This window comes from Pseudomonas sp. TUM25319, assembly GCF_056388475.1.
Genome location: NZ_CM150751.1, coordinates 5,449,220 through 5,476,162, shown reverse-complemented (window position 1 = coordinate 5,476,162; position 26,943 = coordinate 5,449,220). Strand labels below are relative to the sequence as shown.

30 protein-coding genes, 1 pseudogene and 1 riboswitch are annotated in these 26,943 nt (G+C 65.0%); of the genes and pseudogenes, 22 read left to right on the top strand and 9 right to left on the bottom strand.

All coding sequences use genetic code 11. From position 1 onward, the window contains the following. Positions 1-65: 65 nt before the first annotated feature. Genes AC05QJ_RS24730 through purM form a run of 3 tightly spaced genes read right to left on the bottom strand, consistent with a single transcriptional unit; the run spans position 66 to position 2,496 of the window. Complete coding sequence (locus tag AC05QJ_RS24730) at positions 66-776, bottom strand: DUF3108 domain-containing protein (RefSeq protein WP_476743868.1); 711 nt, start codon at positions 774-776, stop codon at positions 66-68. 8 nt (positions 777-784) lie between these two features. Then, entirely contained in the window at positions 785-1,438 is a 654-nt protein-coding gene (gene purN / locus AC05QJ_RS24725) for a phosphoribosylglycinamide formyltransferase (RefSeq protein ID WP_476743867.1), read from the bottom strand. Further along, on the bottom strand, positions 1,438-2,496 hold the full coding sequence (gene purM, locus AC05QJ_RS24720; RefSeq protein WP_476743866.1) for a phosphoribosylformylglycinamidine cyclo-ligase: 1,059 nt from the start codon (positions 2,494-2,496) through the stop codon (positions 1,438-1,440). Before purM ends, purN begins: the two co-directional genes overlap by 1 nt. A 327-nt stretch (positions 2,497-2,823) precedes the next feature. Here purM and AC05QJ_RS24715 point away from each other — a divergent pair, with 327 nt between their 5' ends. From AC05QJ_RS24715 to AC05QJ_RS24690, 6 genes are all read left to right on the top strand, one after another. Beyond that, positions 2,824-3,873 (top strand): DUF2066 domain-containing protein, encoded by a 1,050-nt coding sequence (locus AC05QJ_RS24715; protein ID WP_476743865.1) that lies wholly within the window; start codon positions 2,824-2,826, stop codon positions 3,871-3,873. Between the two features lie 12 nt (positions 3,874-3,885). Then, the gene (locus AC05QJ_RS24710) at positions 3,886-4,959 is read left to right on the top strand and encodes an AI-2E family transporter (protein WP_476743864.1); all 1,074 of its coding nucleotides are present in this window, start codon (positions 3,886-3,888) and stop codon (positions 4,957-4,959) included. A 190-nt stretch (positions 4,960-5,149) separates the two neighbouring features. Beyond that, entirely contained in the window at positions 5,150-5,854 is a 705-nt protein-coding gene (gene hda / locus AC05QJ_RS24705) for a DnaA regulatory inactivator Hda (RefSeq protein ID WP_476743863.1), read from the top strand. Positions 5,855-5,969: 115 nt separating this feature from the next. Beyond that, positions 5,970-6,608 (top strand): C40 family peptidase, encoded by a 639-nt coding sequence (locus AC05QJ_RS24700; protein WP_476743862.1) that lies wholly within the window; start codon positions 5,970-5,972, stop codon positions 6,606-6,608. 119 nt (positions 6,609-6,727) lie between these two features. Continuing rightward, positions 6,728-7,264, top strand: a complete 537-nt coding sequence (locus AC05QJ_RS24695; protein WP_476748002.1) for a C40 family peptidase — start codon at positions 6,728-6,730, stop codon at positions 7,262-7,264. A gap of 18 nt (positions 7,265-7,282) precedes the next feature. Next, positions 7,283-7,933, top strand: coding sequence for an O-methyltransferase (locus AC05QJ_RS24690; RefSeq protein ID WP_476743861.1), 651 nt, complete (start codon positions 7,283-7,285; stop codon positions 7,931-7,933). On the opposite strand, the gene AC05QJ_RS24685 is transcribed toward AC05QJ_RS24690, so the two are convergent. Together AC05QJ_RS24685 and AC05QJ_RS24680 are read right to left on the bottom strand one after the other, a co-directional pair. Continuing rightward, positions 7,930-9,246: a PQQ-dependent sugar dehydrogenase gene (locus tag AC05QJ_RS24685; RefSeq protein ID WP_476743860.1), complete on the bottom strand. Its 1,317-nt coding sequence runs from the start codon at positions 9,244-9,246 to the stop codon at positions 7,930-7,932. The genes AC05QJ_RS24690 and AC05QJ_RS24685 overlap by 4 nt on opposite strands. A 76-nt stretch (positions 9,247-9,322) precedes the next feature. Beyond that, positions 9,323-9,901 (bottom strand): hypothetical protein, encoded by a 579-nt coding sequence (locus AC05QJ_RS24680; RefSeq protein ID WP_476743859.1) that lies wholly within the window; start codon positions 9,899-9,901, stop codon positions 9,323-9,325. 152 nt (positions 9,902-10,053) lie between these two features. Continuing rightward, positions 10,054-10,276: riboswitch (cobalamin riboswitch) on the top strand. Between the two features lie 140 nt (positions 10,277-10,416). On the opposite strand from AC05QJ_RS24680, the gene cobO reads away from it, so the two are divergent. The 14 genes and pseudogenes from cobO (at position 10,417) to AC05QJ_RS24610 (ending at position 21,740) form a co-directional block, all read left to right on the top strand. Next, complete coding sequence (gene cobO / locus AC05QJ_RS24675) at positions 10,417-11,028, top strand: cob(I)yrinic acid a,c-diamide adenosyltransferase (protein ID WP_476743858.1); 612 nt, start codon at positions 10,417-10,419, stop codon at positions 11,026-11,028. After that, positions 11,025-12,320, top strand: coding sequence for a cobyrinate a,c-diamide synthase (locus AC05QJ_RS24670; RefSeq protein WP_476743857.1), 1,296 nt, complete (start codon positions 11,025-11,027; stop codon positions 12,318-12,320). Before cobO ends, AC05QJ_RS24670 begins: the two co-directional genes overlap by 4 nt. Then, positions 12,317-12,967 carry a 5,6-dimethylbenzimidazole synthase gene (bluB, locus tag AC05QJ_RS24665; protein ID WP_476743856.1) on the top strand — a complete coding sequence of 217 codons (651 nt, stop codon included), beginning with the start codon at positions 12,317-12,319 and terminating at the stop codon, positions 12,965-12,967. Before AC05QJ_RS24670 ends, bluB begins: the two co-directional genes overlap by 4 nt. Continuing rightward, positions 12,964-13,872, top strand: a complete 909-nt coding sequence (gene cbiB / locus AC05QJ_RS24660) for an adenosylcobinamide-phosphate synthase CbiB (protein WP_476743855.1) — start codon at positions 12,964-12,966, stop codon at positions 13,870-13,872. The genes bluB and cbiB overlap by 4 nt, the downstream gene beginning before the upstream one ends. After that, entirely contained in the window at positions 13,865-14,857 is a 993-nt protein-coding gene (cobD, locus tag AC05QJ_RS24655) for a threonine-phosphate decarboxylase CobD (protein WP_476743854.1), read from the top strand. The genes cbiB and cobD overlap by 8 nt, the downstream gene beginning before the upstream one ends. Next, a complete protein-coding gene (locus tag AC05QJ_RS24650; RefSeq protein ID WP_476743853.1) occupies positions 14,854-16,308 on the top strand; it encodes a cobyric acid synthase in 1,455 nt (484 codons plus the stop codon). The genes cobD and AC05QJ_RS24650 overlap by 4 nt, the downstream gene beginning before the upstream one ends. Position 16,309: 1 nt before the next feature. Beyond that, positions 16,310-16,831 carry a bifunctional adenosylcobinamide kinase/adenosylcobinamide-phosphate guanylyltransferase gene (gene cobU / locus AC05QJ_RS24645; RefSeq protein WP_476743852.1) on the top strand — a complete coding sequence of 174 codons (522 nt, stop codon included), beginning with the start codon at positions 16,310-16,312 and terminating at the stop codon, positions 16,829-16,831. After that, complete coding sequence (cobT, locus tag AC05QJ_RS24640) at positions 16,828-17,883, top strand: nicotinate-nucleotide--dimethylbenzimidazole phosphoribosyltransferase (RefSeq protein WP_476743851.1); 1,056 nt, start codon at positions 16,828-16,830, stop codon at positions 17,881-17,883. The genes cobU and cobT overlap by 4 nt, the downstream gene beginning before the upstream one ends. Next, positions 17,880-18,434, top strand: a pseudogene (gene cobC, locus AC05QJ_RS24635) (alpha-ribazole phosphatase family protein); the annotation flags it as partial. The gene cobT and the pseudogene cobC, both read left to right, overlap by 4 nt. Before the next feature lie 135 nt (positions 18,435-18,569). Next, positions 18,570-19,298: an adenosylcobinamide-GDP ribazoletransferase gene (locus tag AC05QJ_RS24630; protein WP_476743850.1), complete on the top strand. Its 729-nt coding sequence runs from the start codon at positions 18,570-18,572 to the stop codon at positions 19,296-19,298. Between the two features lie 55 nt (positions 19,299-19,353). Continuing rightward, positions 19,354-19,758, top strand: coding sequence for a MarR family winged helix-turn-helix transcriptional regulator (locus AC05QJ_RS24625; RefSeq protein WP_476743849.1), 405 nt, complete (start codon positions 19,354-19,356; stop codon positions 19,756-19,758). Positions 19,759-19,821: 63 nt separating this feature from the next. Next, positions 19,822-21,030 carry an MFS transporter gene (locus tag AC05QJ_RS24620; protein ID WP_476743848.1) on the top strand — a complete coding sequence of 403 codons (1,209 nt, stop codon included), beginning with the start codon at positions 19,822-19,824 and terminating at the stop codon, positions 21,028-21,030. Continuing rightward, positions 21,027-21,149 carry a hypothetical protein gene (locus AC05QJ_RS24615; RefSeq protein WP_476743847.1) on the top strand — a complete coding sequence of 41 codons (123 nt, stop codon included), beginning with the start codon at positions 21,027-21,029 and terminating at the stop codon, positions 21,147-21,149. Before AC05QJ_RS24620 ends, AC05QJ_RS24615 begins: the two co-directional genes overlap by 4 nt. Positions 21,150-21,188: 39 nt before the next feature. Beyond that, entirely contained in the window at positions 21,189-21,740 is a 552-nt protein-coding gene (locus AC05QJ_RS24610; protein ID WP_476743846.1) for a glutathione peroxidase, read from the top strand. On the opposite strand, the gene AC05QJ_RS24605 is transcribed toward AC05QJ_RS24610, so the two are convergent. After that, a complete protein-coding gene (locus AC05QJ_RS24605; protein ID WP_476743845.1) occupies positions 21,741-22,001 on the bottom strand; it encodes a DUF2798 domain-containing protein in 261 nt (86 codons plus the stop codon). It abuts the gene before it with no gap. Between the two features lie 122 nt (positions 22,002-22,123). Here AC05QJ_RS24605 and AC05QJ_RS24600 point away from each other — a divergent pair, with 122 nt between their 5' ends. Then, positions 22,124-23,059 (top strand): LysR family transcriptional regulator, encoded by a 936-nt coding sequence (locus tag AC05QJ_RS24600; protein ID WP_476743844.1) that lies wholly within the window; start codon positions 22,124-22,126, stop codon positions 23,057-23,059. Between the two features lie 45 nt (positions 23,060-23,104). On the opposite strand, the gene AC05QJ_RS24595 is transcribed toward AC05QJ_RS24600, so the two are convergent. The 3 genes from AC05QJ_RS24595 to AC05QJ_RS24585 all read right to left on the bottom strand — a co-directional run bounded on the left by AC05QJ_RS24595 (position 23,105) and on the right by AC05QJ_RS24585 (position 25,519). After that, positions 23,105-24,391, bottom strand: coding sequence for an OmpP1/FadL family transporter (locus tag AC05QJ_RS24595; protein WP_476743843.1), 1,287 nt, complete (start codon positions 24,389-24,391; stop codon positions 23,105-23,107). A 147-nt stretch (positions 24,392-24,538) separates the two neighbouring features. Next, positions 24,539-25,021 carry a hypothetical protein gene (locus AC05QJ_RS24590; protein WP_476743842.1) on the bottom strand — a complete coding sequence of 161 codons (483 nt, stop codon included), beginning with the start codon at positions 25,019-25,021 and terminating at the stop codon, positions 24,539-24,541. A 273-nt stretch (positions 25,022-25,294) separates the two neighbouring features. Further along, entirely contained in the window at positions 25,295-25,519 is a 225-nt protein-coding gene (locus tag AC05QJ_RS24585) for a hypothetical protein (protein ID WP_476748001.1), read from the bottom strand. 947 nt (positions 25,520-26,466) lie between these two features. On the opposite strand from AC05QJ_RS24585, the gene AC05QJ_RS24580 reads away from it, so the two are divergent. Next, complete coding sequence (locus AC05QJ_RS24580) at positions 26,467-26,895, top strand: tetratricopeptide repeat protein (protein WP_476743841.1); 429 nt, start codon at positions 26,467-26,469, stop codon at positions 26,893-26,895. The last annotated feature ends 48 nt before the right edge of the window (positions 26,896-26,943 follow it).

Sequence of the window (26,943 nt, the reverse complement as noted above, 5' to 3'; positions counted from 1 at the left end):
CGGGCTGCTCTTTCTTGCAGCTTATAGCTTGCAGCTTATGGCTTGCGACTGGAGAAATCAGTCGATCAGTTGCCCTTGACCGCCTTGCCATCGACCGTGCCGTCCTGCAGCACGATCACGTATTCCTTGCCGTCGGTCTCCACCTGACGCAATTGCACCAGCAGGTAGTCCCAGTCCTTGGCGAACCACAGCTCGGTGATGCGCTTGCTCTGGCTCGGGTCGCGCACGCGCTCGACCTTCACCGCATCGACCTGGCCGGTACGGGTGGTGACTTTCTCGGTACCCAGCACGCGGAAGTCGTAGGTGTCGATCTCGTCGCCATCGACCACCTGGTAGCTCACGCTTTTCTTGCCGGCGGCCACGTCATGCTGCAGCGCCAACTGGTAGGAGGACTTGTCCAGCACGCCACGGTTGAGCGGCAGCTTGACCGCGTCGCCACGGTCGGTGCCGCTGACGACCTTGTTCGACCAGTCGAAGTCGAGGTCGACTTTCTTCGCCTTGCCCAGGCCGCCGCGTTCGAAGTGGTAGCTCTGCGGCAGCAGGGTGTCCTTGTCCAGGCTCAGGGTGCTTTGCTCGGTCAGGCTGGCGATCATCATCGAAGCCTTGAAGTTCAGGTCCCAGGTGCCGTTAGCATTCTTGGTCAGACTGCGCTCGGCGGTGCCGCTCATGGGCAGTTGCTTCCAGTCGGCGGTGTAGCTGGCCGAGAACGGTTTCAGGTCGGCTGCCTGGAGCGGCAACGCGATCACGGCGAGGGCGAAGAGCAGGGCGCGACGCATAAAATCTCCTAGGGTCGAATCAAGTGGCCGCTGGCCGCCAGGGGCTGGCCGTCCAGTAGAGCACCGTGCTCGCCCAGGCGCAAACGGCCTTCGGCGAACCAGCGCACCGCCAGCGGGTAAATCTGATGTTCCTGGCTGTGAACCCTCTGCGCCAGGGTCTCTGGCGTGTCATCCGATGCCACCGGGATGATTGCCTGTACGACCAGTGGCCCGCCGTCGAGTTCCTCGGTGACAAAGTGCACGCTGCAGCCGTGCTCGGCGTCGCCGGCCTCCAGCGCGCGCTGGTGGGTGTGCAGGCCCTTGTATCGGGGCAGCAGGGACGGGTGGATATTGAGCAGGCGCCCTTCGTAGTGGCGGACGAAGCCGCCGCTGAGAATACGCATGAAACCGGCCAGTACCACCAGGTGCGGCGCGAAGGCGTCGATCTGTGCGATCAACGCCTGGTCGAAGGCCTCGCGGCCCTCGAACGCCTTGTGGTCGAGCACCGCGGTGTCGATACCGGCGTCACGGGCGCGCTGCAGGCCATAGGCGTCGGCGCGGTTGGAAATCACGGCGCGGATCCGTACCGGGGAGTCCCCGGCACGGGCGCTGTCGATCAGGGCTTGCAGGTTGCTGCCGGAGCCCGACAGCAACACCACCACATCGCACTTCGGGTCTGGCATCAGTGCGCCTTGAGGTTCTTCAGCTCGACCTGGGCGGCGCCTTCGGCGGCGACGCCGATCTGGCCGATCACCCAAGGCTGCTCACCGGCTTCGCGCAGCACGTTCAGGGCGGCTTCGACCTTGTCCTGGGCAACGCAGATGACCATGCCGACGCCGCAGTTCAGGACGCGGTGCATTTCGTGCTCGTCGACATTGCCTTTCTCTTGCAGCCAGTCGAAGACCGCCGGACGTTCCCAGCTGGCAACGTCGACCACGGCCTGGGCGCCTTTAGGCAGCACGCGCGGGATGTTGTCCAGCAGGCCGCCGCCGGTGATGTGGGCCATGGCCTTGACCGCACCGGTGTCCTTGATCAGCTTGAGCAGCGGCTTGACGTAGATGCGGGTCGGCGCCATCAGCAGTTCGGTCAGCGGCTTGCCGTTCAGTTGGGTCTGCTCGATGTCGGCACCGGAGACTTCGATGATCTTGCGGATCAGCGAGTAGCCGTTGGAGTGCGGGCCGGAAGAGGGCAGGGCGATCAGGGCGTCGCCGGTGGCGACTTTCGAGCCGTCGATGATCTCGGCCTTTTCCACGACGCCGACGCAGAAGCCGGCCAGGTCGTAGTCTTCGCCTTCATACATGCCAGGCATCTCGGCGGTTTCACCACCGACCAGGGAGCAGCCGGCCAGTTCGCAGCCGGCGCCGATGCCGGTGACCACGGTGGCGGCCACGTCGACGTTCAGCTTGCCGGTGGCGTAGTAGTCGAGGAAGAACAGCGGCTCGGCGCCGCAGACCACCAGGTCGTTGACGCACATGGCGACCAGGTCCTGGCCGATACTGTCGTGCTTGTTCAGGTTCAGCGCCAGGCGCAGCTTGGTGCCCACGCCGTCGGTGCCCGAGACCAGGACCGGCTGCTTGTAGCCGGCCGGGATTTCACAGAGGGCGCCAAAACCGCCCAGGCCGCCCATGACTTCCGGGCGCGCGGTGCGCTTGGCGACGCCTTTGATGCGTTCGACCAATGCTTCGCCGGCGTCGATGTCTACACCGGCGTCCTTGTAGCTCAGGGAGGGTTGCTTGCTCATGTGATCCAGGCCTTTAGGAGGGAGGGATTCGGGGGAATCGACCGTGACCTGCCAGGCTGCGGGGAAAAGAGGATCCGCCTGCCCGACCGTCAGCGGTCTGCGAAGGCGCGCGATTTTATCAGGGTTGCCCGGCAGCGGCCATCCTCAGGCCGACGGGCAGGCCCCAATCCAGTGAAAAACAGTGAATCTTGGTGTGCGGGTGGTTGCCTCGTCGCGGCCTGTATAAGGTATAGGAGGGGAAACCATGTCCCCTGAGTGAATTTTGCGTTGTCGCGAAGGTCTGGCTTTCACCTCTTTCGCTTCTTTTTATCTGGACAGGAATCCTTCATGCGTTTGCGTTCTTATCTGTTCGGTTGCTGTGTGGCCCTGTTCGGCGTGACGGCCCAGGCCGAAACGGTCGGCGGTCTTTACCAGGTGCGCGAGCCGGTCAGCGGGCAGGGCGCCGAGGCCCGGGCCCAGGCGACCCAGGCCGCGCTCGATACGCTGGTGCTGCGCCTCACCGGCGACCCGAAGGCGCCGCAGAATCCGGGCCTTGCCGAGTTGCGCAAGGATCCGCAGCAGATCATCAGCCAGTTCGGCACCGAAGCCGGCCCGCCGGAAACCCTGCTGGTGGAGTTCGATCCCGGCAGCACCGAGCGCGCCTTGCGCAAGGCCGGGCTGGCACTATGGGGCAGCAATCGTCCGGCGATTCTCGGTTGGTGGCTGAGCGACAGTACCGAAGGTTCGACCCTGGTGGGCGACGGTCAGAGCGCCGCTGAACCCCTGCGTCGCGCGGCCCAGCATCGCGGCTTGCCGTTGCGCCTGCCGCTGGGGGATCTGGACGAGCAACTGGTGGCCACCGCAAAGAACCTCGAAGGGACCGATCCGGCGCCGCTGCAGGCGGCTTCCGGTCGCTACGCTGCCGATGCGCTGCTGGCGGTGCACGCCACCGAGGCCGATGGCAAATGGAACGGTACCTGGCGCCTGTGGCTGGGCGATCAGCGCGAGCAGGGCAAGGCCGAGGGTGCTGACCAGGCGGCGCTCGCCGACGCCGTGATGCTTGCGGTGAGCCAGCGTCTGGCGCCGCGTTTCGTTGTCAGGCCGGGTGCCAGCAGCGAACAGTCGTTGCAAGTCCAGGGCGTCAACCTGGAGCGTTACGCCGAGCTGGGCCGGGTGCTGGAACCCTTTGGCGGGCGGATCGTCGAGGTGCACGGCGACGTCATGACCTGGAAAGCGACGGCCAGCCCGGATCAGTTGCGTGCGCAACTGGGCCTGGCCCGCCTGCAGGAGCTGCCACCGGAAGCAGCCCCGGCAGCCCCCGTTGCCAACCCGGCAGCACCTGCCGATGGCAGCGCGCCGGCGCCTGCACCGTTCACCGGCATGCGCTTTCACTGGTAAGGAGCCGCTTCGATGATGGATGTGCGCCGCTGGATGTGGCTCGGTGCGGTCGTGGTGCTGGGCGTGCTGTTGTATCTGCTGCACGGGATCCTGTCGCCGTTCCTGATCGGTATCCTCCTGGCCTACCTGGCCGATCCGCTGGTGGACCGCCTGGAGCGCGCCGGCCTCTCGCGTACCGCGGGCGTGGTGGTGGTCTTCACCCTGTTCAGCCTGATCCTGCTGGCGATGCTGCTGGTATTGATCCCGATGCTGGCCAAGCAGTTGGTGCGGCTGTACGAACTGACCCCGCAGATGCTCGACTGGCTGCAACACGTCGCGCTGCCTTGGGTACAGGCCCGGCTGGGGCTTGCGGACGGCTTCTGGAAGTTCGACAAGGTCAAGGCCGCCATCGGCGCACACATGGGCCAGACCACCGACATCGTCGGTGTAGTACTGGCCCAGGCGACGGCCTCCGGCCTGGCGCTGCTGGCCTGGCTGGCGAACCTGGTGCTGATCCCGGTGGTGGGCTTCTACCTGCTGCGGGACTGGGACCTGATGATGGCCAAGCTGCGCAGCCTGCTGCCGCGTCAGCGTGAGGAACAGGTGGTCGGGCTGGCGGGGGAGTGCCACGAAGTGCTGGGCGCGTTCGTCCGCGGCCAGTTGCTGGTGATGCTGGCGCTGGGCGTGATCTATGCTGCCGGCCTGATGCTGGTCGGCCTGGAGCTCGGTCTGCTGATCGGACTGCTGGCAGGGCTGGCGGCCATCGTGCCGTACATGGGCTTCATCATCGGCATCGGTGCAGCGATGATCGCTGGCCTGTTCCAGTTCGGCGGCGACATCTACCCGCTGCTGGGTATCGCTGCAGTATTCATGATTGGCCAGATGCTCGAGGGTATGGTGCTGACGCCGCTGCTGGTGGGTGATCGGATCGGCCTGCATCCGGTGGCGGTGATCTTCGCCATTCTTGCCGGCGGTGAGCTGTTCGGCTTCACCGGCGTGTTGCTCGCGCTGCCGGCCGCAGCGGTGATCATGGTGCTGCTGCGCCACATGCACGACTTCTATAAAAGGTCGGATATGTACGGCGAGGAAATCGACCCTGAACTTTGAGCTGCAAGCTTTAAGCTACAAGCTGCAAGAAAAGGCGGTCCGCAGCGCTCCTGCCTTTTCTTGCAGCTTGCAGCTTAAGCCTTTGATTTGCTTGTGGTCCTCGCGCATTGTGCGAGCGGCGTCACTGGGTATAGACTTTGCAAACTTTTACCAAGGGCCCTTTGCGGTTCCTCGCAACCGCCCAGCCAGCATGAAACCGATCCAGTTGCCCCTGGGTGTGCGTCTGCGCGATGACGCCACCTTCATCAACTACTATCCGGGTGCCAACGCCGCCGCATTGGGCTACGTCGAGCGACTCTGCGAAGCCGACGCCGGCTGGACGGAAAGCCTGATCTACCTGTGGGGCAAGCAGGGTGTCGGGCGCACGCACCTGCTGCAGGCTGCCTGCCTGCGCTTCGAGCAACTGGGCGAACCCGCCGTCTACCTTCCCCTGGCGCAACTGCTCGACCGTGGTGTCGAACTGCTGGATCACCTCGAACAGTACGAGCTGGTCTGCCTCGACGACCTGCATGTCATCGCCGGCAAGCCGGAGTGGGAAGAGGCCATGTTCCATCTGTTCAACCGCCTGCGTGACAGCGGCCGCCGCCTGCTGCTGGCCGCATCCGCTTCGCCGCGGGAACTGCCGATCAAGCTCGCCGACCTCAAGTCGCGCCTGACCATGGCGCTGATTTTCCAGATGCGTGCCCTGTCCGATGAAGATAAACTGCGCGCCTTGCAGTTGCGGGCTTCCCGTCGGGGCCTGCACCTTACCGACGAAGTCGGTCACTTCATCCTCACCCGCGGCACCCGCAGCATGAGCGCGCTGTTCGACCTGCTGGAGCGTCTGGACCAGGCGTCGCTGCAGGAAAAACGCAAGCTGACGATTCCGTTTCTGAAGGAAACATTGGGCTGGTAAACAGCGTCCCAGAGCCTCGATACGGAAAAGTCACATTTTTTTCGATTGAATTTGCAAATCGAATCGATAGAAGGCATAGTCTCGACTTCTTTGAACTCTAGACACGGTCGTGCCCATGCTGAATCGCTTCGCACCCCTCGTGCCCCTCGCACTCGTGACACTGTTGTTCGGTTGCGCCGCGCATAGCCCGGCCCCGCAAGAGCAGGATCACTTCTCCGTTTCCGCCAAGTCCGCCACCAAATCCACCGTCTCCGACGCCGATGCCTCGGTGTTCGACGAAGAGCTGGCGACCGAGCAGGATCTGGAAACCTTCTCCAGCACCAAGTCTTACCAACTGCCCGTCCTGGCCGACAGCATCCTCGAACGTGGCATGTCGCTGATCGGTACCCGCTACCGCTTCGGCGGCACCTCCGAGCAGTCGGGCTTCGATTGCAGTGGCTTCATCGGTTACCTGTTCCGCGAAGAAGCCGGCATGAACCTGCCGCGCTCCACCCGCGAAATGATCAACGTGGATGCTCCGCTGGTCTCGCGCAACAACCTCAAGCCGGGTGACCTGCTGTTCTTCAGCACCAACGGCCGTGGTCGCGTCAGCCACGCCGGTATCTACCTGGGCGACAACCAGTTCATCCACTCCAGCAGCCGTCGCAGCGGTGGCGTGCGTATCGACAGCCTCGGCGATCGCTACTGGAGCAAGACGTTCATCGAAGCCAAGCGCGCGCTGGCAATGGCACCGACCACGCTCTCGCGCAACTGAGTTTCCGCTGACGTCAGGTACACGGCGACGATGCTGAAAAGCTCGTCGCCGTGCGTGTTTACAGAATTAGTCTAATCTTGATTCTCACCTTTCCGGCTTCATGACAGGATGTTCTGATGATGTCGATAATGGCGCGTTTAGCGGTATTGTCCCTGGCGGCACTGCTCGGTGCCTGCTCCAGTCACGCCCCGACCCCGGCCCCGGTGGTCCAGCCTGTATTCAATGCTCCCCAGGTATCGTTCTCGCCCGAAGCGGAGGACGTGTTGTTCCGTGCGCTGGGGCTGGTGGGCACGCCGTATCGCTGGGGCGGCAATACCCCGGACTCCGGTTTCGATTGCAGCGGCTTGATCGGCTACGTCTACCGTGACGCCGCGGGTATTGCCCTGCCGCGCTCCACTCGCGAGCTGATCGTGATGCGCGCGCCGGACGTCTCGAAGGACTCCCTGCAATCCGGCGACCTGGTGTTCTTCGCCACCAATGGCGCGAGCCAGGTCAACCATGCCGGCATCTACGTCGGCGAAGGCCGCTTCGTCCATGCGCCGTCCACGGGCGGCACGGTGCGCCTGGACTACCTGTCGAACAACTACTGGCAGAAGTCCTACCTCCAGGCCAAGCGTGTGCTGCAAGCCCCCGCGCACCTGGCACACAACCCCTGATTCCGGCGAGGTGAGCGGATGACCGGCCAGACGCTTTACCTCGACGATCCCCTCTACGACTACCTGCAGCGGGTCTCCTTGCGTGAGACGCCGCTGCTGGCGCGTCTGCGCGAGGAAACCCGGGCGCTGCCCAACGCCAGTTGGCAGATCGCGCCCGAGCAGGGGCAGTTGATGGCGTTGCTGGCGCGATTGGGTGGGGTACGCAATGCCATCGAAGTGGGCACCTTCACCGGCTACAGCGCCCTGTGCATTGCTGGAGCGCTACCGCCGGATGGCAAGCTGTTGTGCTGCGACCTGCCTGGCGACTACCACGGCATTGCCCGTCGCTACTGGCGTGAGGCGGGTGTGGAAGGGCATATCGACCTGCGCCCCGGCCCGGCGCTGGACACCCTGGCGACCCTGGCGGACGGCGCCTTCGACCTGATGTTCATCGACGCCGACAAGGCCAACTACCCGGTGTACCTGGAGCACGGCCTGCGCTTGCTGCGCCAGGGCGGTCTGCTGCTGTTCGACAACACCCTGTGGAGTGGTCGCGTCCTGCAGGCGCAGCCGGACAGCGCCGATACCCGGGCGATCCAGGCGCTCAACCTGGCGCTGCGGGATGACGAGAGGGTCGACCTGTCACTGCTGCCGCTGGGCGACGGGCTTACCCTCTGCCGCAAACGCTAGCGGGCTTTCGACACCCGCCAGATCACATTGCCCACATCATCGGCCACCAACAGGCCGCCGCGCCCGTCATTGATCACTCCGACCGGCCGCCCCATGGCCTTGCCATCGTCATTGAGAAATCCGGTCAGCAGATCGATGGGCTTGCCCGCCGGCTTGCCGTCTGCGCTGAACGGCACGAACAGCACCTTGTAGCCGCTGTGGGGCTTGCGGTTCCACGAACCGTGCTGGCCGATGAGCGCACCCTGGTCGAAGGGCGGAGGCAATACGCCGGGTTCGGCGAAGGTCAGGCCCAGGGAAGCGGTATGCGGGCCGACCGCATAGTCGGGGGCGATGGCCTTGGCCACCAGGTTCGGGTCTTGCGGCTGTACCCGGACATCCACATGCTGGCCATAGTAGCTATAGGGCCAGCCATAGAAGCCACCGTCGCGCACCGAAGTGATGTAGTCCGGCACCAGGTCGCTGCCGATCTCGTCGCGCTCGTTCACCGCCGTCCACAGTTGCCCGCTGTGGGGCTCCCAGGCCAGACCATTGGGGTTGCGCAGGCCGGACGCGAAGATCCGGTGCTGGCCCGTGGCAGGGTCGACTTCCCAGATCGCCGCGCGGCCTTGCTCCTGGTCCATGCCGTTCTCGGCAACGTTGCTGTTGGAGCCGACGGTGACATAGAGCTTCTTGCCATCGCGGCTGGCGATGACGTTCTTGGTCCAGTGATGGTTCAGCGGTCCGCCCGGCAGGTCCGTCACGGGTTGGCCGGGGCCGCTGATCGACGTGCTGCCGGGCTGATACTGGAAGCGCAGCAGCCGGTCGGTGTCGGCGACGTAGAAATCGTTGCCCACCAGCGCCATGCCGAAGGGCGAATTGAGGTTGTCGAGGAAGACCGTGCGGGTTTCCGCCACGCCGTCGCCATCGGCGTCCCGCAGCAGGCTGATGCGGTTGGCGCTTGGCACTCCGGCGCCGGCGCGGGCCATGACTTTTTTCATCACCCAACCCTTGATGCCCTTGCCATCCTCGGGTTTCGGCGGGGCGTTGGTTTCCGCCACCAGCACATCGCCGTTGGGCAGTACGTAGAGCCAGCGCGGGTGGTCCAGGCCGCTGGCGAAGGCCGCCACCTGGGTGCCGGGTGCGGCGGTCGGCTTGCCGCCGTCGGGCCAGCCGACGGCGGGGGCGATGTTCACGGTAGGGATCAGGGTCTTGTTCGGTTCCGGCAGTTGCGGCGAAGGGCCGCTGCCGTCGGTGACCTGGAGGCGGGCGTTTTCACCGCAGGCGCTCAGGCCGGTAGTGATTGCCAGCAGCAAGGCGATGCGCAGTGAAGACATGGTCCGCTCCTTTCTCTTGACCGGTCGGTCTACAAGGTCAGAGGTGGAGCGGACGCCGGAGGTTCAATCGGTGCAGTCAGGCCTGTTTCAGCAGCAGGGCGACACCGGGGTAATACTGCCCGAGTTCGTCGTGCAACTTCCGGTAGCCATAGGGGAAGCACCAGGCAATCGCGCAGGCGTTGTGCTTTTGCAGGTCGTCGACGAAGTCCTGCAGTTCCTCCGGGCTGGCGTACTGGCCGAGCTTGCACGGGCTGGCGAACAGCGTGGCGATCTTCAACTGGCTGGGATAGGCGATGCTTCGGGCCGTGGTGGTCGCTTCCTGCAGGGCGCTGCTCAGATCGACCCGGCCCACTTTCGGCCAGCGCTGGCTGACATGCAGGTACGCCGATTCGTCGCGGCTGGCCACCAGCAGGTCGCAGCGGGCGCCGCGTTCGCATTCGTCGCGCTGCTTCTTGCTCTGGAAATCCTGCAGGGTCACCAGTTCGGCTTGCCAGAGGGCGCTGGAGAGAATCCCGAGGTTGCTCCGGGCGCTTTGCCAATACGGGCCTTCGTTGTCGCCGAGGACCTGGTTGAAGCGCTCGATGCACTCGCCCCAGCGCTCCAGCGCCGGGCGCAGGAATTCCAGGCTGGGGTTGTTGATGATCAGGCCTTGCATGCTGCTCTCCTTCGTAATTGTTGTACGAGCTACAGCGGGAAAAGCGTGGCACTTTGATATCACTGCGCAGAGTGTGGCACAAGACGACAGAAACGCCATCGAACGCGCCGTACAGGGCGCCTTTCATTGACGCTCCGGATGCAACCCTCTAACCTTCGCGACTTGTTTCAGGTGCTCTGTGGCCCGCCGGCCGACAGGGTGAAACAGGGAAGCCGGTGAGCGCGTCAGGCACGCGTCATTCCGGCGCTGCCCCCGCAACGGTAAATGAGTCAAGGCTGCGCATGGCCACTGGGTGTCGTCACCCGGGAAGGCGCCCGGCCAGGGTTTCGCTACCCGCTCATGAGCCCGGAGACCGGCCTGCGACAGTTCAACGGCATCACGGAGGGTGATGCGCGGTTTTCCGGGCGACGCCGCCTGGCTTCTGCGCGTGTTCCGTGTGCCACCATCCCTTATCTGTCGCCACTGGCCGTTGATTTCGGTCCAGCCTGGGCCGACAGTGGCTCGCGGAGATCCCGATGACCGAATCCACCGAACGTGACGAACGCCACCTGGCGCGCATGCAGCGCAAGAAGGCGGTGATCGACGAGCGTATCGCCAATGCCCCCAACGAATGCGGCCTGCTGCTGGTGCTCAGCGGCAACGGCAAGGGCAAGAGCAGTTCGGCGTTCGGCATGCTTGCCCGGGCCATGGGCCACGGCATGCAGTGCGGCGTGGTGCAGTTCATCAAGGGCCGCAATGCCACCGGCGAAGAGCTGTTCTTCCGTCGCTTCCCCGAGCAGGTGCGCTACCACGTGATGGGCGAGGGCTTTACCTGGGAAACCCAGGACCGCCAGCGCGACATCGCCGCCGCCGAAGCGGCCTGGGCGGTGTCCCGGCAACTGCTGCAGGATCCGGCCATCGGCTTCGTGGTCCTCGACGAACTGAACATTGCCCTCAAGCACGGTTATCTGGATCTCGACCAGGTGCTCGCCGACCTGCAGGCGCGTCCGCCGATGCAGCACGTGATCGTCACCGGCCGCGGCGCCAAGGACGACATGATCGAACTGGCCGACACCGTCACCGAAATGGGCATGATCAAGCACGCCTTCCAGGCCGGTATCCGGGCGCAGAAGGGCGTCGAACTATGAGCGACACCCGGCATTGCCCGGCGGTGCTGATCGCCGCGCCGGCCTCCGGCCAGGGCAAGACCACCGTCACCGCCGCCCTGGCGCGCCTGCATCGCAACCAGGGGCGCGAGGTGCGGGTGTTCAAGTGCGGCCCTGATTTCCTTGACCCGATGATTCTCGAGCGCGCCAGCGGCGCGCCGGTGTATCAGCTCGACCTGTGGATGGTCGGCGCCGAAGAAAGCCGTCGCCTGCTCTGGGAGGCGGCCGCCGAAGCCGACCTGATCCTGATCGAGGGCGTGATGGGGCTGTTCGACGGTACGCCGTCCAGCGCCGACCTGGCCCGCCATTTTGGCGTACCGGTGCTGGCAGTGATCGACGGCACTGCCATGGCCCAGACCTTCGGCGCCCTGGCCCTTGGCTTGGCGCGCTATCAGCCGGACCTGCCGTTTGCCGGTGTGCTGGCCAACCGTGTCGGCTCGCTGCGCCATGCGCAACTGCTGGAAGGCAGCCTGACCGAAGGGCTGCGCTGGTACGGTGGACTGTCGCGGGAAACCGCTATCGAACTGCCGAGCCGGCATCTGGGGCTGGTCCAGGCCAGCGAGCTGACTGACCTCGACCTGCGTCTCGATGCCGCCGCCAAGGCCCTCGGCGACAGTTGCCAGTCGTCGCTGCCGCCCCCGGTGGCCTTTGCCGCGCCCGAGCCGGTCGCCACCGAGCGCCGCTTGCAGGGCGTGCGCATCGCGGTGGCCCGTGACGAAGCCTTCGCCTTCACCTATGGCGCCAACCTCGATCTGCTGCGGGCCATGGGCGCGGAGCTGAGCTTCTTCTCGCCGATTCATGACGGTGCGATTCCCGAGGCCGACAGCCTGTACTTGCCCGGTGGCTATCCGGAGCTGCATCACCATGCCCTCGCGGGCAATGCCCCGATGCTGGCCGCCATCCGCGCCCACCACCAGGCTGGTAAGCCGTTGCTGGCCGAGTGTGGCGGCATGCTGTACCTGCTCGAGGCCCTCACCGACGTCGCTGGCGAGCGCGCCGAGCTGGCCGGCCTGCTGGCGGGCGAAGCGGTGATGCAGAAGCGCCTCGCGGCCCTGGCCTTGCAGGCCGTGGAACTGCCGGAAGGCACGTTGCGTGGGCACACCTATCACCACTCCCTGACCAGTACCGAGCTGGAGCCGGTCGCCCGCGGGCAGAGCCCCAACGGCGGACGCGGTGCGGAAGCGGTGTACCGCATCGGCCGGCTGACCGCCTCCTACGTGCATTTCTACTTTCCGTCCAACCCTGATGCGACGGCGGCGCTGCTGGCGCCATGAGCGATCACGCCTACAGCCCGGCCGAACGCGCGGCGATCTACCGCGCCATCGGCGAGCGCCGCGACATGCGCCACTTCAGCGGTGGTGAAGTCGCCCCCGAACTGCTGGCGCGCTTGCTGGAAGCGGCTCATCAGGCGCCCAGTGTCGGCCTGATGCAGCCCTGGCGTTTTATCCGTATCACCCGCCGCGAGCTGCGCCAGCGCATCCAGGCGCTGGTGGAAGACGAGCGCCTGCGCACCGCCGAAGCACTGGGCCAGCGTTCCGACGAATTCATGAAGCTCAAGGTCGAGGGCATCAACGACTGCGCCGAAGTGCTGGTAGCCGCCCTGATGGACAAGCGCGAACCGCATATCTTCGGCCGTCGCACCCTGCCGGAGATGGACCTGGCCTCGCTGTCCTGCGCCATCCAGAACCTGTGGCTGGCCGCCCGCGCCGAAGGGCTGGGCATGGGCTGGGTATCGCTGTTCGATCCCGAAGCGCTCGCCGACCTGCTGGGCATGCCGGCGGGGGCCAAGCCGCTGGCGATCCTCTGCCTGGGACCGGTGCACGCGTTCTACCCGGCGCCGATGCTGGCGCTGGAAGGCTGGACCACGCCGCGACCGCTGGCGGACATGCTGTTTGCCAATCAATGGGGAGAAACCGAATGAGTGTGGCCTTGCTGACCGTTGCCGGCGTGGCGCTGGATGCGCTGCTGGGCGAACCACGGCGCGGGCATCCGCTGGTGGCCTTCGGCAACATGGCCGGGCGCCTGGAGCAGCGGTTCAACGCCGGTGGGCGGGGCTGGCGCAGCCATGGCGTCACCGCCTGGTTCCTCGCCGTGGTGCCCTTGACCCTGCTGGTCACGGCCTTGTCCTGGCTGCCGTACATCGGTTGGCTGGTGGAAATTCTTGCGCTGTATTGCGCCCTCGGCCTGCGCAGCCTCGGCGAGCACGTGCAGCCGGTGGCCGATGCGCTGCGCGGTGGCGATCTGGAAGAGGCCCGCAAGCGCGTCGGCTATCTGGTCAGCCGGCAGACCCGCGAACTGGACGAGACCGCCGTCGCTCGCGCCGCCACCGAATCGGTGCTGGAGAACGGCAGCGACGCGGTGTTTGCCGCGCTGTTCTGGTTTGTCGTGGCTGGCGCACCGGGTGTGGTGCTCTATCGCCTGAGCAACACGTTGGATGCCATGTGGGGCTACCGCAATGAACGTTTCGAGCGCTTTGGCTGGGCCGCGGCACGGATCGACGATGTCCTCAACTACATTCCCGCGCGGCTGGTGGCGCTGACCTACGCGCTGCTGGGCAAGACCCGTCTGGCCCTGAAGTGCTGGCGCCAGCAGGCACCGCAGTGGGACAGCCCCAACGCCGGCCCGGTGATGGCCGCGGGTGCCGGCGCCCTCGGCGTCGAGCTGGGCGGCCCTGCGGTCTACCATGGTGAATTGCACGAGCGCGCCCGCTTGGGTGAAGGCGAGCCGGCCGATGCCGGTTCCATCGAGCGCGGCTGGCGGCTGGTCTGCCAGGGCGTCTGGTTGTGGTTGCTGCTGCTGTGTCTGGGAGCTGAGTTTTATGCTTGAACACGGTGGTCGCCTGCTGCGGGCGATCGAGCGCTATGGGATCGCCCGTGAAGACTGGCTGGACCTGTCCAGCGGCATCGCGCCCTGGTCTTTCCCGATTCCCGAGATTCCCCTGAGCGCCTGGGCGCGGCTGCCGGAAACCGACGACGGCCTGGAGCGCGCGGCGGCGGCCTATTACGGCGTCTCGCAGCTGTTGCCCGTGGCCGGTTCCCAGGCGGCGATCCAGGCTCTGCCACGGCTGCGGCCACGGGGTACCGTCGGGGTGCTTTCGCCTTGCTATGCCGAGCACGCCGAAGGTTGGCGCCGCGCCGGTCACCAGGTGCTGGAGCTGGACGAAGCGCAACTGGCGGAGCGCCTGGACGATCTGGATGTGCTGGTGGTGGTCAACCCCAACAACCCCACCGGTCGCGTGGTGCCGGTGGACACCTTGCTCGACTGGCATCAACGGTTGGCCCGACACGGCGGCTGGCTGCTGGTGGACGAGGCGTTCATGGACAACACCCCGGCTGACAGCATCGCTGCCTGCAGTGAGCGGGAAGGGCTGATCGTGCTGCGTTCGTTTGGCAAGTTCTTCGGGCTGGCGGGTGTGCGCCTCGGCTGCGTGCTGGCCCAGCCTTCATTGCTGCGGGCCCTGGCCGAGGAGTTGGGGCCCTGGTCCGTCAGCGGTCCGACCCGGGCACTGGCCCAGGCCTGCTTCAGCGACCGCGCCAGCCAGCAGTTGCAGACTGAACGCTGCGCCGCCGCCCGTGCTCGTCTCGCTGCACTGCTGGAAAAGGCCGGCCTCGTACCCGCGGGCGGTTGCGATCTGTTCCAGTACCTGCGCCTCGACCAGGCTGCGGCCTTCCACGATTTCATGGCGCGGCGCGGCATTCTCCTGCGCCTGTTCGAACAACCGCCGGCCCTGCGCTTCGGCCTGCCCGCCGAAGACGCCGACTGGCAGCGACTGGCCGCCGCACTGAATGACTACCGCAAGGAGCAGGCATGACCACGCTGATGGTGCAAGGCACCACCTCCGACGCCGGCAAGAGCACCCTGGTGACCGCGCTGTGCCGCTGGCTCAAGCGCCAGGGCGTCGGCGTGGTGCCGTTCAAGCCGCAAAACATGGCGCTGAACAGCGCGGTAACCGCCGACGGCGGCGAGATCGGCCGGGCCCAGGCGGTGCAGGCCCAGGCTTCAGGGCTTGAGCCTCATACCGACATGAATCCGGTGCTGCTCAAACCCAACAGCGACACTGGCGCCCAGGTCATCGTCCATGGCCGGGCGGTCACCAGCATGAACGCGGTGGCCTATCACGACTACAAGGCCATCGCCATGCAGGCGGTGCTGGCCTCGCACCAGCGACTCAGTGCCGCGTATCCGGTGGTGATGGTGGAGGGCGCAGGCTCGCCGGCCGAGATCAACCTGCGTGCCGGCGATATCGCCAACATGGGTTTTGCCGAAGCGGTGGACTGCCCGGTGATCCTGATCGCCGACATCAACCGCGGCGGCGTCTTCGCCCACCTGGTCGGCACCCTGGAGTTGCTGTCGCCGAGCGAGCAGGCGCGGGTCAAGGGCTTTGTCATCAACCGCTTCCGCGGCGATATCGCCCTGCTGCAACCGGGCCTCGACTGGCTGGAGGCACGCACCGGCAAACCGGTGCTGGGCGTGTTGCCCTATGTCACCGATCTGCATCTGGAGGCCGAGGACGGCATCGACCAACGTCAGGGCGACAAGGCGGCCCAGGTGCTCAAGGTGATCGTGCCGGTGCTGCCGCGCATCAGTAACCACACCGATTTCGATCCGTTGCGCCTGCACCCGCAGGTGGACCTGCAATTCGTCGGCCCCGGCCAGCCGATCCCGCCGGCCGACCTGATCATCCTGCCCGGCTCCAAGAGCGTGCGCGGCGACCTTGCCCAACTGCGCGAGCGCGGTTGGGAGCAGGCGATTGCCCGCCACCTGCGCTACGGCGGCAAGCTGCTGGGTATTTGCGGCGGGCTGCAGATGCTCGGTCGCGAGGTCCACGATCCGCTGGGCCTCGAAGGTGCCGCCGGCAGCAGTCGCGGCCTCGGCCTGCTGGACTACGCCACGGTGCTGGAGGCGGAGAAGCAACTGCGCAATGTCAGCGGCGTGCTGGAGCTGGAGCAGGCCGCCATCGGCGGCTACGAGATCCATGCGGGCGTCACCTCCGGGCCGGCGCTGGAGCAGCCGGCGGTTCGCCTGGCGGACGGTCGCCGTGACGGTGCCATCAGCGCCGACGGGCAGATCCTCGCCACCTACCTGCACGGCCTGTTCGAGTCGCCGGACTCCTGCGCGGCGCTGCTGCGCTGGGCGGGGCTCGGCGAGGTCGAGCGGGTGGACTACCACGCCCTGCGCGAGCGGGACATCGAACGCCTGGCCGATCTGGTGGACAAGCACCTGGATTGCGCCCGGCTCCGTCAACTCTGTGGGCTGGACTGACATGCTCAACCTGATCCTCGGCGGTGCCCGCTCGGGCAAGAGCCGCCTCGCCGAACAGCGGGCCGTGGCCAGCGGCCTGGCGGTCACCTACATCGCCACCAGCGAACCACTGGACGGTGAAATGAACGCCCGGGTGCAACTGCACCGCGAGCGTCGCCCCGCCGAATGGGGCCTGATCGAAGAACCCCTGGCGCTGGCCCGTGTGCTGCGTGCCCAAGCCGCCGCCGACCGCTGCCTGCTGGTGGACTGCCTGACCCTGTGGCTGACCAATCTGCTGATGCTCGACGATCCCGAGCGCCTGGCCGCCGAGCGTGATGCGCTGCTGGCCTGCCTGCCGGAATTGCCGGGAGAAATCATCCTGGTCAGCAACGAAACCGGGCTGGGCGTGGTGCCCATGGGCGAACTGACCCGTCGTTATGTCGATGAGGCGGGCTGGTTGCACCAGGCCGTCGCCGCACGTTGCCAGCGCGTGGTGCTCACCGTCGCCGGCCTGCCGCTTTTCCTCAAGGGAGCCGAATCATGAGTCAACAGTGGTGGCTGAATCCGTGTCGCGCCGCCGACCCACAGGTGCGTGCCGAGGCGTTGGCCCGTCAGCAGCAATTGACCAAGCCGGCCGGTTCGCTGGGCCGGCTGGAACAGGTGACTGTGGAGCTGGCGGCCTTGCAGGGCCGCCTCAAGCCGACGCTGGAACAGGTGTGGATCAGCATCTTCGCCGGTGACCACGGGGTGGTCGCCGAAGGCATTTCCGCCTATCCGCAGGAAGTTACCGGGCAGATGCTGCTCAACTTCGTCAGCGGCGGTGCGGCCATCAGCGTGCTTGCCCGGCAACTGGATGCACGGCTGGAAGTGGTGGATCTGGGCACGGTGAATCTGGCGCTGGACCTCCCGGGCGTGCGTCACGAGCGCATTGCGCCGGGCACTGCCAACTTCGCCCGAGGGCCGGCGATGACGGCGGCGCAGGGCGAGCGCGCGCTGCACGCTGGACGCGACAGCGCCTTGCGGGCGGTGCAGGCGGGCGCACGGCTGTTTATCGGTGGCGAGATGGGCATCGGCAATACCACCGCTGCCAGCGCGCTGGCCTGCGCGCTGCTCGGTTGCCCGGCCATCGAACTGAGCGGGCCGGGCACTGGCCTGGACGCCGCCGGGGTGCGGCACAAGGCCGACGTGATCGAGGCGGCATTGACGCTGCACGGTGACGCGATGCGCGATCCGATGCAGGCGCTGCTGCATGTCGGTGGTCTGGAGATCGCCGCGCTGGTGGGCGCTTACCTGGCTTGCGCCCAGGAAGGCGTGGCGGTGCTGGTGGACGGTTTCATCTGCACCGTGGCGGCGCTGGTGGCGACGCGGATCAACCCGTCCTGCCGCCCGTGGCTGTTGTTCGGTCATCGTGGTGCCGAGCCTGGCCATCGCCGGGTGCTGGCGGAGCTGGAGGGCGAGCCACTGCTGGAACTGGGCCTGCGCCTGGGCGAGGGCAGCGGTGCGGCGCTGGCGGTACCGCTGCTGCGTCTGGCCTGTGATCTGCACGGGCAGATGGCGACCTTCGCCGAGGCGTCGGTGGCGGATCGCCCGGCATGATCCTCGACCTGCTGCGCCACGGCGAGACCGAACTGGGCGGCGGCTTTCGCGGCAGTCTCGACGATGCCCTGACCGACATCGGCTGGGCGCAGATGCACGCGGCGGTGGCCGAGGCCGGTCCCTGGGATCGGCTGGTGAGCTCGCCGTTGCAGCGCTGCGCGCGTTTTGCCGAGGTGCTGGCTGAAGGCCTTGGCTTGCCATTGACGCTTGAGCCAGGTTTTCAGGAGCTGCATTTCGGCGACTGGGAAGGGCGCAGTGCCCTCGATCTGATGCAGGACCACGAAGCCGAGCTGGGACAGTTCTGGGCCGATCCCTACGGCTTCACGCCCCCGGGCGGTGAGCCGGTGGCGGCCTTTGCCGAGCGGGTGTCGGCAGCGCTGGAGCTTTTGCAGAAGAGCTATGCCGGCGAGCGGGTGCTGCTGGTGACCCATGGCGGCGTGATGCGCCTGTTGCTGGCCCGTGCCCGTGGGCTGCCGAAGGAGCAGTTGCTGCAGGTGCAGGTGGGGCATGGCGCATTGCATCGCGTGCATGTCGAGGCGGATGGTCGGGTTCTCGTGGGCGCTAGTCTTGTCGGAGCGCCGAACCGCAGTGATGAGGCCGGTGCTGACAACCCGGTTGCCTGTTCTGGCGCCATCGCCGGCAACGCCGGCTCCCACGGTTTGAGCTGAGCCGAGAGAGACAGACCCATGTTGCCCTTCTGGATCGCCCTGCAATTTCTCAGCAGCCTGCCGGTGAGTCTGCCGGGCATGCCATCGCCGCAACAGAACGGCCGTTCGTTGTTGTTCTATCCGCTGGTGGGTTTGCTCTTCGGCCTGCTGCTGTGGGGATTCGATGGCTTGCTGCAGGGCACGCAGCCGCTGTTGCATGCCGCGCTGCTGCTGGCGGCCTGGGTCATGCTGAGTGGCGGCCTGCACCTGGACGGGCTGGCCGACAGCGCCGATGCCTGGCTGGGCGGTTTCGGCGACCGAGAGCGCACCCTGACCATCATGAAGGACCCGCGCAGCGGGCCGATTGCCGTGGTCACCCTGGTGCTGGTGCTGCTGCTGAAGTTCTGCGCACTGCTGGCGCTGGTGGAGGCCGGGCAGGGCGCGTTGTTGCTGCTGGCACCGGTGCTAGGGCGGGCGGCGATGCTGGCGCTGTTCCTCACCACGCCCTATGTGCGCCCCGGTGGGTTGGGACAGGCGCTGAAAGACCATCTGCCGCGCCAGGCGGCGTACTGGGTGCTGGGGGCGAGCGCCGGGGCTTGCCTGATGCTCGGTGGCTGGCTGGCGCTGGTCGTCGCTACCGGGGTATTCCTGATGCTGCGACGCTCGATGATGCGACGGCTGGGTGGCACCACCGGCGACACCGCGGGCGCCTTGCTGGAACTGCTCGAACTGGCGGTATTGCTCAGCCTTGCCCTGACTCTGGGCTGAAATATTTTGTAATTCCCCATTGTGTAACAAAAGATGCGGGTATATACATGCATTCATGTTGACCAGTACCTGCATCTGCACCCATTTGCGTCGCGCTGCCCGAGGGGTGAGCCGGCATTACGACGAAGCCCTTGCCGGCTTCGGCATCAATGTCGCCCAGTTTTCCCTGCTGCGGCACCTGCAACGCCTCGACAAGCCGAGCATCTCGTCCCTGGCCGACGCCATGGGCCTGGACCGCAGCACCTTGGGCCGCAACCTCAAGGTGCTTGAGGCCGATGGCCTGGTGGCCCTGGCCGAGGGCGACGATCTGCGCAACCGCCTGGTGTTGCTGACCGAGTTGGGCGTGGCGCGCCTGCGTGATGCCGAGCCTGCCTGGGAGCAGGCCCAGACGCAGTTGATAGACACCCTGGGCGAGGATCAGCGCGATGAACTGGTCCGTCTGCTGAAACAGTTGGCTTGAGTTTTTGACGACATCAAGCGGGTATATACCCGCATATTCCACCCGGCACAGGAGCGAATAACAATGACATCCGTATGGCGAACCAGTGGCTGGATCCTGCTGGGCGCGGCCCTGATCCTCGCGTTGTCGCTGGGCGTGCGACACGGCTTCGGCCTGTTCCTGGCGCCGATGAGCGCCGAATTCGGCTGGGGCCGCGGCGTGTTCGCCTTCGCCATTGCCTTGCAGAACCTGATCTGGGGGTTGGCCCAACCCTTTGCCGGCGCTTTGGCCGACCGCCTCGGCGCGGCCAGGGTGGTGGTGATCGGTGGCATCCTCTATGCCAGCGGGCTGGTACTGATGGGGTTGTCGGACTCGCCGGTTTCCCTGTCGCTGAGTGCCGGCCTGCTCATCGGTATCGGCCTCTCCGGCACCTCGTTCTCGGTAATCCTCGGTGTGGTCGGTCGTGCCGTGCCGCCGGAAAAACGCAGCATGGCCATGGGCATTGCCAGCGCCGCCGGCTCCTTCGGCCAGTTCGCCATGCTGCCCGGCACCCTCGGGCTGATCAACTGGCTGGGCTGGTCGGTGGCGCTGCTGGTACTGGGCCTGATGGTGGCCTTCATCGTGCCGCTGGTGACGATGCTCAAGGACCGGCCGCTGCCGGCCCAGGGTCATGAACAGACCCTCGGTGAAGCGCTGCGCGAAGCCTGTGCTCACCCGGGCTTCTGGCTGCTGGCGCTGGGCTTCTTCGTCTGTGGCTTCCAGGTGGTGTTCATCGGCGTGCACCTGCCGGCCTACCTGGTGGACCAGCACCTGCCGGCGACCATCGGCACCACGGTGCTGGCGCTGGTCGGGTTGTTCAATATCGTGGGTACCTACACGGCCGGTTGGCTCGGCGGGCGCATGTCCAAGCCACGTCTGCTGGCCGCTCTGTACCTGCTGCGTGCGGTGGTGATCGTGCTGTTCCTGTGGGCGCCGGTGAGCGAATTCAGTGCCTATCTGTTCGGCATCGCCATGGGCCTGCTGTGGCTGTCCACCGTACCGTTGACCAACGGTACGGTGGCGACCCTGTTCGGCGTGCGCAACCTGTCGATGCTCGGCGGAATCGTCTTCCTGTTCCACCAGTTGGGCGCCTTCCTCGGTGGCTGGCTGGGCGGTCTGGTGTATGACCAGACCGGCAACTACGACCTGGTCTGGCAGATCTCGATCCTGCTCAGCCTGCTGGCGGCGGCGCTCAACTGGCCGGTGCGCGAGCGTCCGGTGGCGCGGTTGCAGGCGTCGGCGGGGGCGGCGTGAGTCGCTACGGCGCCTGGCTCGCCGGGCTGGCGCTGGCGGCGTTGCTGCTGGTGCTGGCCTGGTGGGGCTGGCAGAAGGGCGGGCTGGCGTTGATGCAGTTGGGCATGAGCGTCTGTTAGGCGTAGGCTGAAGGTTCGCACATCAAAAGGAGAACCTTCATGCACGCACGCCGTCTGTTGATTGCCTCTGTCCTGTTCGGTTTCAGCAGCTTTGCCTTCGCCGCAGGCTGTCCGGCCTTATTGCAGGGCGAATTGCCGAAGCTGCGCTCCAAGGACCGGATCGATTTGTGCGAGCAGTTCGGTGGCAAGCCCCTGGTGGTGGTCAATACCGCCAGCTATTGTGGTTTCGCGCCGCAGTTCGAAGGGCTCGAAGCGGTGTACAAGGCGTATCACGGGCAGGGTCTGGAGATGCTCGGCGTGCCGTCCAACGACTTCAGGCAGGAAGACGCCGACAGCGAGAAGACCGCCAAGGTCTGCTACGCCAACTACGGCGTGACCTTCACCATGAGTGAGGCGCAGCGGGTGCGCGGCGACAACGCCACGCCGCTGTTCCTTGAGCTGGCTCGCCAGAGCAGCGCGCCGAAGTGGAATTTCTACAAGTACGTGGTCGACCGCCAGGGCAAGGTGGTGGCCAGTTTCTCCAGCCTGACCAAGCCGGACGACCCGGACTTCAAAGCGGCTATCGAAAAGGCCATCGCCTCGCAGCCCTGATCATTTGGCGGGATGCACGGTCCACGACACCAGCTTGATGACGATCGGGCGCACCACCAGCACACAGGCGAACGCCACCGGCATGGCCAGTTGGTAGGCCTTCAGCACGTTGCCCAGATAGTACTCGTTGATCCCGCTGTTGGCGGCGGTGATCACGAAGCACATCAGCAACGCCATGATCGATGACATATAGAACGCAAAGACATAGGGCGTGGCGCGCACGCCCAGTTTGCGGCGGCGGGTGGTGGCGGATGCAGTCATAGCGTTTCCTCGCGGTGATTCGATGGGGAGGCCGCAGGTTAGCAAGGCAGCCGCCCGCTCAAGTAGACGGGCAGGGCTTAGGTCTTTATAAAGGGAAACTTACGAATCCCAGGAGGCCGCCCGTGAATCTGCTGGGTCTGATCAAGAGCTTCATCAAGGTGGTGGAAGCCGGCAGCATCGCCGGCGGCGCCCGCAGTCTCGGCCTGAGCGCGGCGGCGGTGAGCCAGAATATCGCCCGTCTCGAAACGCACCTGCAGGTACGCCTGCTGTCCCGCACCACGCGCAGCATGGTGCTGACGCCCAGTGGAACGCTGTACTACGAGAAGGTCCGGTACATCGAGCGCGATCTGGAAGAGGCGCAGCGGGCGGTGACTACAGTGGACAGTGAACCCCAGGGCCGGTTGTGCATCGCCACCACCTCGGCATTCGGCCGGCATGTACTGGCCGGACTGATTCCAGCGTTCAGCGCGCTTTATCCGCGGCTTTCGATTGAACTGCTTACGAGTGACAACAAGGTCGACCACGCGCGCCAGGGCGTGGACGTGAGCCTGCGCATTACCCCGCAACTGGAAGATGGCCTGCTGGCCCGGCATATCGCCCAGGTGCCCTTCATCTGCTGTGCCTCGCCCGGTTACCTGGCGCGCGAGGGCTGGCCGCAAAGCCCGGAAGAGCTCAAGCAGCGTCGCTGCCTGGTATTTCGCTACCCCGTGGACGGGCGCTTCCTGCGCTGGGGGTTCGTGCGGGACGGGCTACGTTTCGACGCGGAGTTCGGCGACGTACTGATCAGCGACGACATCGATGTACTGGCGCAGATGGCGGCTCGCGATGGGGGTATCACCCGGCTCGCCGAATTTGTCGCCCGACCTTTTCTCGAGCGGGGCGAGCTGGTGCCGTTGTTCGAGTACGCCAGCGCGGACCAGGCCTACGCCCAGGCAGAGCCGATGGATATCTACCTGTGCGTCACCGACCGCTTCGCCCTCACGCCCAAGGTGCGCGCCTTTCAGGACTTCCTCCGGGCGAGTCTGGGAGACGAGTGGCGGGTCAGGTCGGGGGCATGAAAAAACCGCCACGAGGGCGGTTTCTTCACACAACCAGAGGCGAAATCAGAAGCGGTAGGTGAGGGATGCGCCCACGCCGTGTGCACTGTTCTCGTAGGTGGCGCTGTACGAACCCTTGAAGTGTGCAGGGTCGGTCGGCGACGTGGTCTGGTTGATTTTCGCGTCTTCTTCCCACAGGTAGGAGTAAGCCACGTCGATGGTCATGTCTTCGTTCGGGCTCCAGCCGGCGCCGATGCTGAAGATCTTGCGGTCGCCCGTCGGGATGCGCGGGGAGCGGTTGACGTTGTTGGTCGGCGACTGGTCGACGGTGAAGCCGGTACGCAGTACCCATTCCTTGTTCAGCTTGTAGGACGCGCCGATGGCGTGTGCCCAGGTGTCATGCCAGTTCTGCTCTTCGCTGATCTGACCCAGGGTCGGTGCCAGTGCTGCGGGCACGCCCTTGTTGTTGACGGTGATGGCTTCCAGGCGGCTCCAGCGGGTCCAGGTGCTGCCTGCGTAGAGGGTCCACTGGTCGTCCAGCTCGTGGGTGATCGAGAAGTCCACCGATTCCGGGGTCTTGATCTTCAGCGAGGCGTCGTATTTGGAGCCGTTGAAGACACTGAAGCCAGAGCCCTGGATCTTGGTGTCGCCTTCGAGCTTGTAGTCGACCATCGAGTGGTAGGTCAGGCCGACGCGGGTGCTGTCGGTGGCCTGGACCAGGATGCCGATGTTGTAGCCGATGGCGGTGTCGTCACCGGAGATCTTCACCTTGCCGTCGTTCCTGCCCAGGCTGCCACGGTTCAGTGCCGCGGACTCCAGGGCGCCTTCGATACGGTTGATGGTCGGACCGAAACCGATCGAGACCTTGTCGTTGAAGGCGTAGGAAACGGTTGGCTGCAGGGTGACCACCTGAACTTCGGACTTGCTGCCGAAGTAGCGGCCGGCAAAGCCTTTTTCGTAGTCGGTCAGCAGGCCGAAAGGAACGTACATGCCAAAGCCGAACGCCCAGTGCTCATCGATCGGCTTGACGTAGTAGCCCATGGGCACGCCCACGACCGGAACCATGTCGCCGTCGTTGCTGCCGCCGAAGGTGCCGCGGCCGTTCTTGATATCGGTCTTGGCAATGACCGCGGCGCCGCCCACGGTGACCTGTTCGCGTTTCAGGCGAGACATGCCGGCGGGGTTGCCGAACACGGTGCTGGCGTCGTCAGCGGCAGAAGAACGACCGGCGAAACCGGTACCCATGCCGCTGATGCTTTGCTCGTTGAGGGCAAAGCCGCTGGCGAGGAGGTTGGACGAGGCAAAGGCGACAGCGAGACTGAGGGTGGTTTTGATGAGTGTGACTTTTTTCATTATTAGAACTCCAGGGGATCACCGGGGCGCAAATTACCAACATTTCTCTGGGCGCGCTATAGGCTGAATCGCCGGAGATAGAGCGGTTTTGTAGGACAATCCGACTAAGTTTGGTAATTTTTTCCGTTTTTTAATGTAGTAATTTTCCTAACATGCCTGGTGGTGCAGGGGCGCGATGCAGGCCTGCCAGGCCCGGGTGAAGTCGCGCAGCCTGCCCTGGGGCTGAAATATCTGGCGCCAAATTCTTGCCAGGCCGATCAGATCGTCGGCGTCGGGCAATCGAGGCGCCTGTTCTTCGATGAGCATCCATGCAATGGCGGTGGCGTAGCGCAAATTCACCGTCAGTTCCATGTGTGGACCGTTGAGAAAGGCATGTTGACTAGCCAGACCACGCACCAGGCTCGCCAGTTCCGGATCGCGGGCGAGAAAGTCATCCCAGAGGAGTTGATGACGCAATTCGCCGATGCGGTAGAGGCCGTGGCCGCGGCGGTCGTGCAGGGCCGCGCCGAGGGCCGATTCGCTGGCCGCCACGCCCAGTAGTAGCGCTTCGGCGCTGGGGCAGTGACGGTCCAGATAGATCAGCGTGGGACGGATCACGTATTGGCTCAATTCGCTCGCGGCGATACCCATGGTGCTCTCGACTCGAAAGTGGCCGGCGGGACGCTGGTGCTTGGCAGCAGGTGGGTCGGGGTCAGGCCCGCCGGAAGCGGGCAAGGCCGCTTGAGTTGAAGTGTAGTGTCATATTTGCGCTGTAAAGGGCTGTTTTTAAATCGTTTCCGGCTTCTCGTTATAACTCATATGCCGATCGGTGCTTAAAAACGGAAGGTGGCGGGAGGCTATCGAAAGGGATCTGCAGACAGCAAAAGCCCCTCGAACGAGGGGCTTGGAAGAAGGGGTGTTGCGTCAGGCGACCAGCGCCTGACGAGTCCGGTCGATGATCGCTTGCAGCGGTTCGGCACGGGTGTATTGCTCGGGGTACAGGCGTTCGCTGTGTTGGGCGATGCCGTTTTCATCGACCAGGGTGAAGCTGAAGCTGTTCTTGCGCGAGGCGAGAATGATGCAGTTCAGAGGGGCGAAAGCCTGGGTCAGGGTGCGGATGGCCGCTTGGGTACGGGTGTCATGATTCATCATTGTTAGGACGTTCCTGCATGAGATACGGCATTTTGAGCCGTATATATTTCAAACGTTCCAGTCACGCAGACCTTTAGTCGGTAAATGCGGAAGAACCTGTCTGGAACAGGGCAGCCAGTGATGAGCGCAAATAAGGTAGTGGCGCCTTGGGCTGACTGGTAGGTACTTCGGAGGACAGGCAACACGCCACGGCAAGGTTCTGCGCCTTGGGGTGAGGATCCTGTTCAATCGGCTGGAGGGCTCGGCAGGGCGGGTATGGATTTGCCTGGGGAGCTTTGGTGGCGGGTCCTGTTTTCAGCAGGATGGCCCTTGGGAGTGGGCGATGCTGCAAGGACCGCTTTGGCCAGAATTGACTTTCAGCTTGGTACTAACGGCGGCAAGGTTACCGGCGACGCACGCCAGTGGCAAGCTTTTTTTCTTTCGCCTGGCGAGCCGAGCATTATGTCTGCTTTGGTCGGCGCTGTGAAGCCCCGGTTTCAGGTGCGAACGGCCGCGATGGTGCAGGGTGCCGCCTCGCTTTGGGGCGCTTGTGCACACTTGGAGCGACCGTTGTCACGCCGCTGTAACGCTTCGGCAAGCCTTGCCCATTGACTTGCTCGAGGGGACAAGTCAATGAAAAAAAACACTTTTTTTAGCTGGTGAAAAAATCGACAGTTTGACTGTAAGCCCCATTCCACCGGGGTTTGCGGGTTGTCGGAAGCGGTTGTCCACCGAGTTATCCACAGCTTCTGTGGATTGTCCCGAGCGCTTGCTCTAGGACGGGTGTGCCAGCTTGTGAAGGGCTGTCCGACAATTCTTCATGGTTGTAGTACTGGCTAAAAAATCACCCCGGAAAGGTCAAGAAAAAATTTCGGCAGAATCGAAAAAATCTTCAAAAATGCCTCGGGCAGTCGTCGGAAAAATCGGGTAGAGTGCGCGCCCCAAGAAATGTCTCGCCCTTTTTTATGAAGTTTCGCGGTAAACCCTCCGAGCCTGTTGCGTCTCCATCACCCGTTTCCGAACCCCGGCGCTTTTCCCTGAAGGTGGCGCTGTGGCTGCTGGATAATCCACGGCTGGGCGACAGGCCACAGGTCAAGCATTTCGCCGGCCGGCTGCTCAAGCAGCCCGCGCGCGAAGGTGTGGTGGTGGCGCAGAGCCGGCTGGGGCAGATGCTCTGTCGTGATTGCGGCAATGCCCGCGATCGTCGCATAGGTCATGAGCTGTTGCGACAGGCGGCCCGTGCAGGCGATCGACGTGCGCAACTGGAATACGGCCGGCTGTGCAGCCTGCCCGAAGTCAATGAGCCGGAACAGGCGCGCCACTGGTTGCAGCAGGCCGCCGCCAAGGGCTCGTCAGAAGCGCGGCGCCTGCTCGGGCAATTGCCGCAAGGCTGAGTGCAGCATCAGGCGTGTGGGCTGGTAAGCTCTGCGGGACTTTTTTCC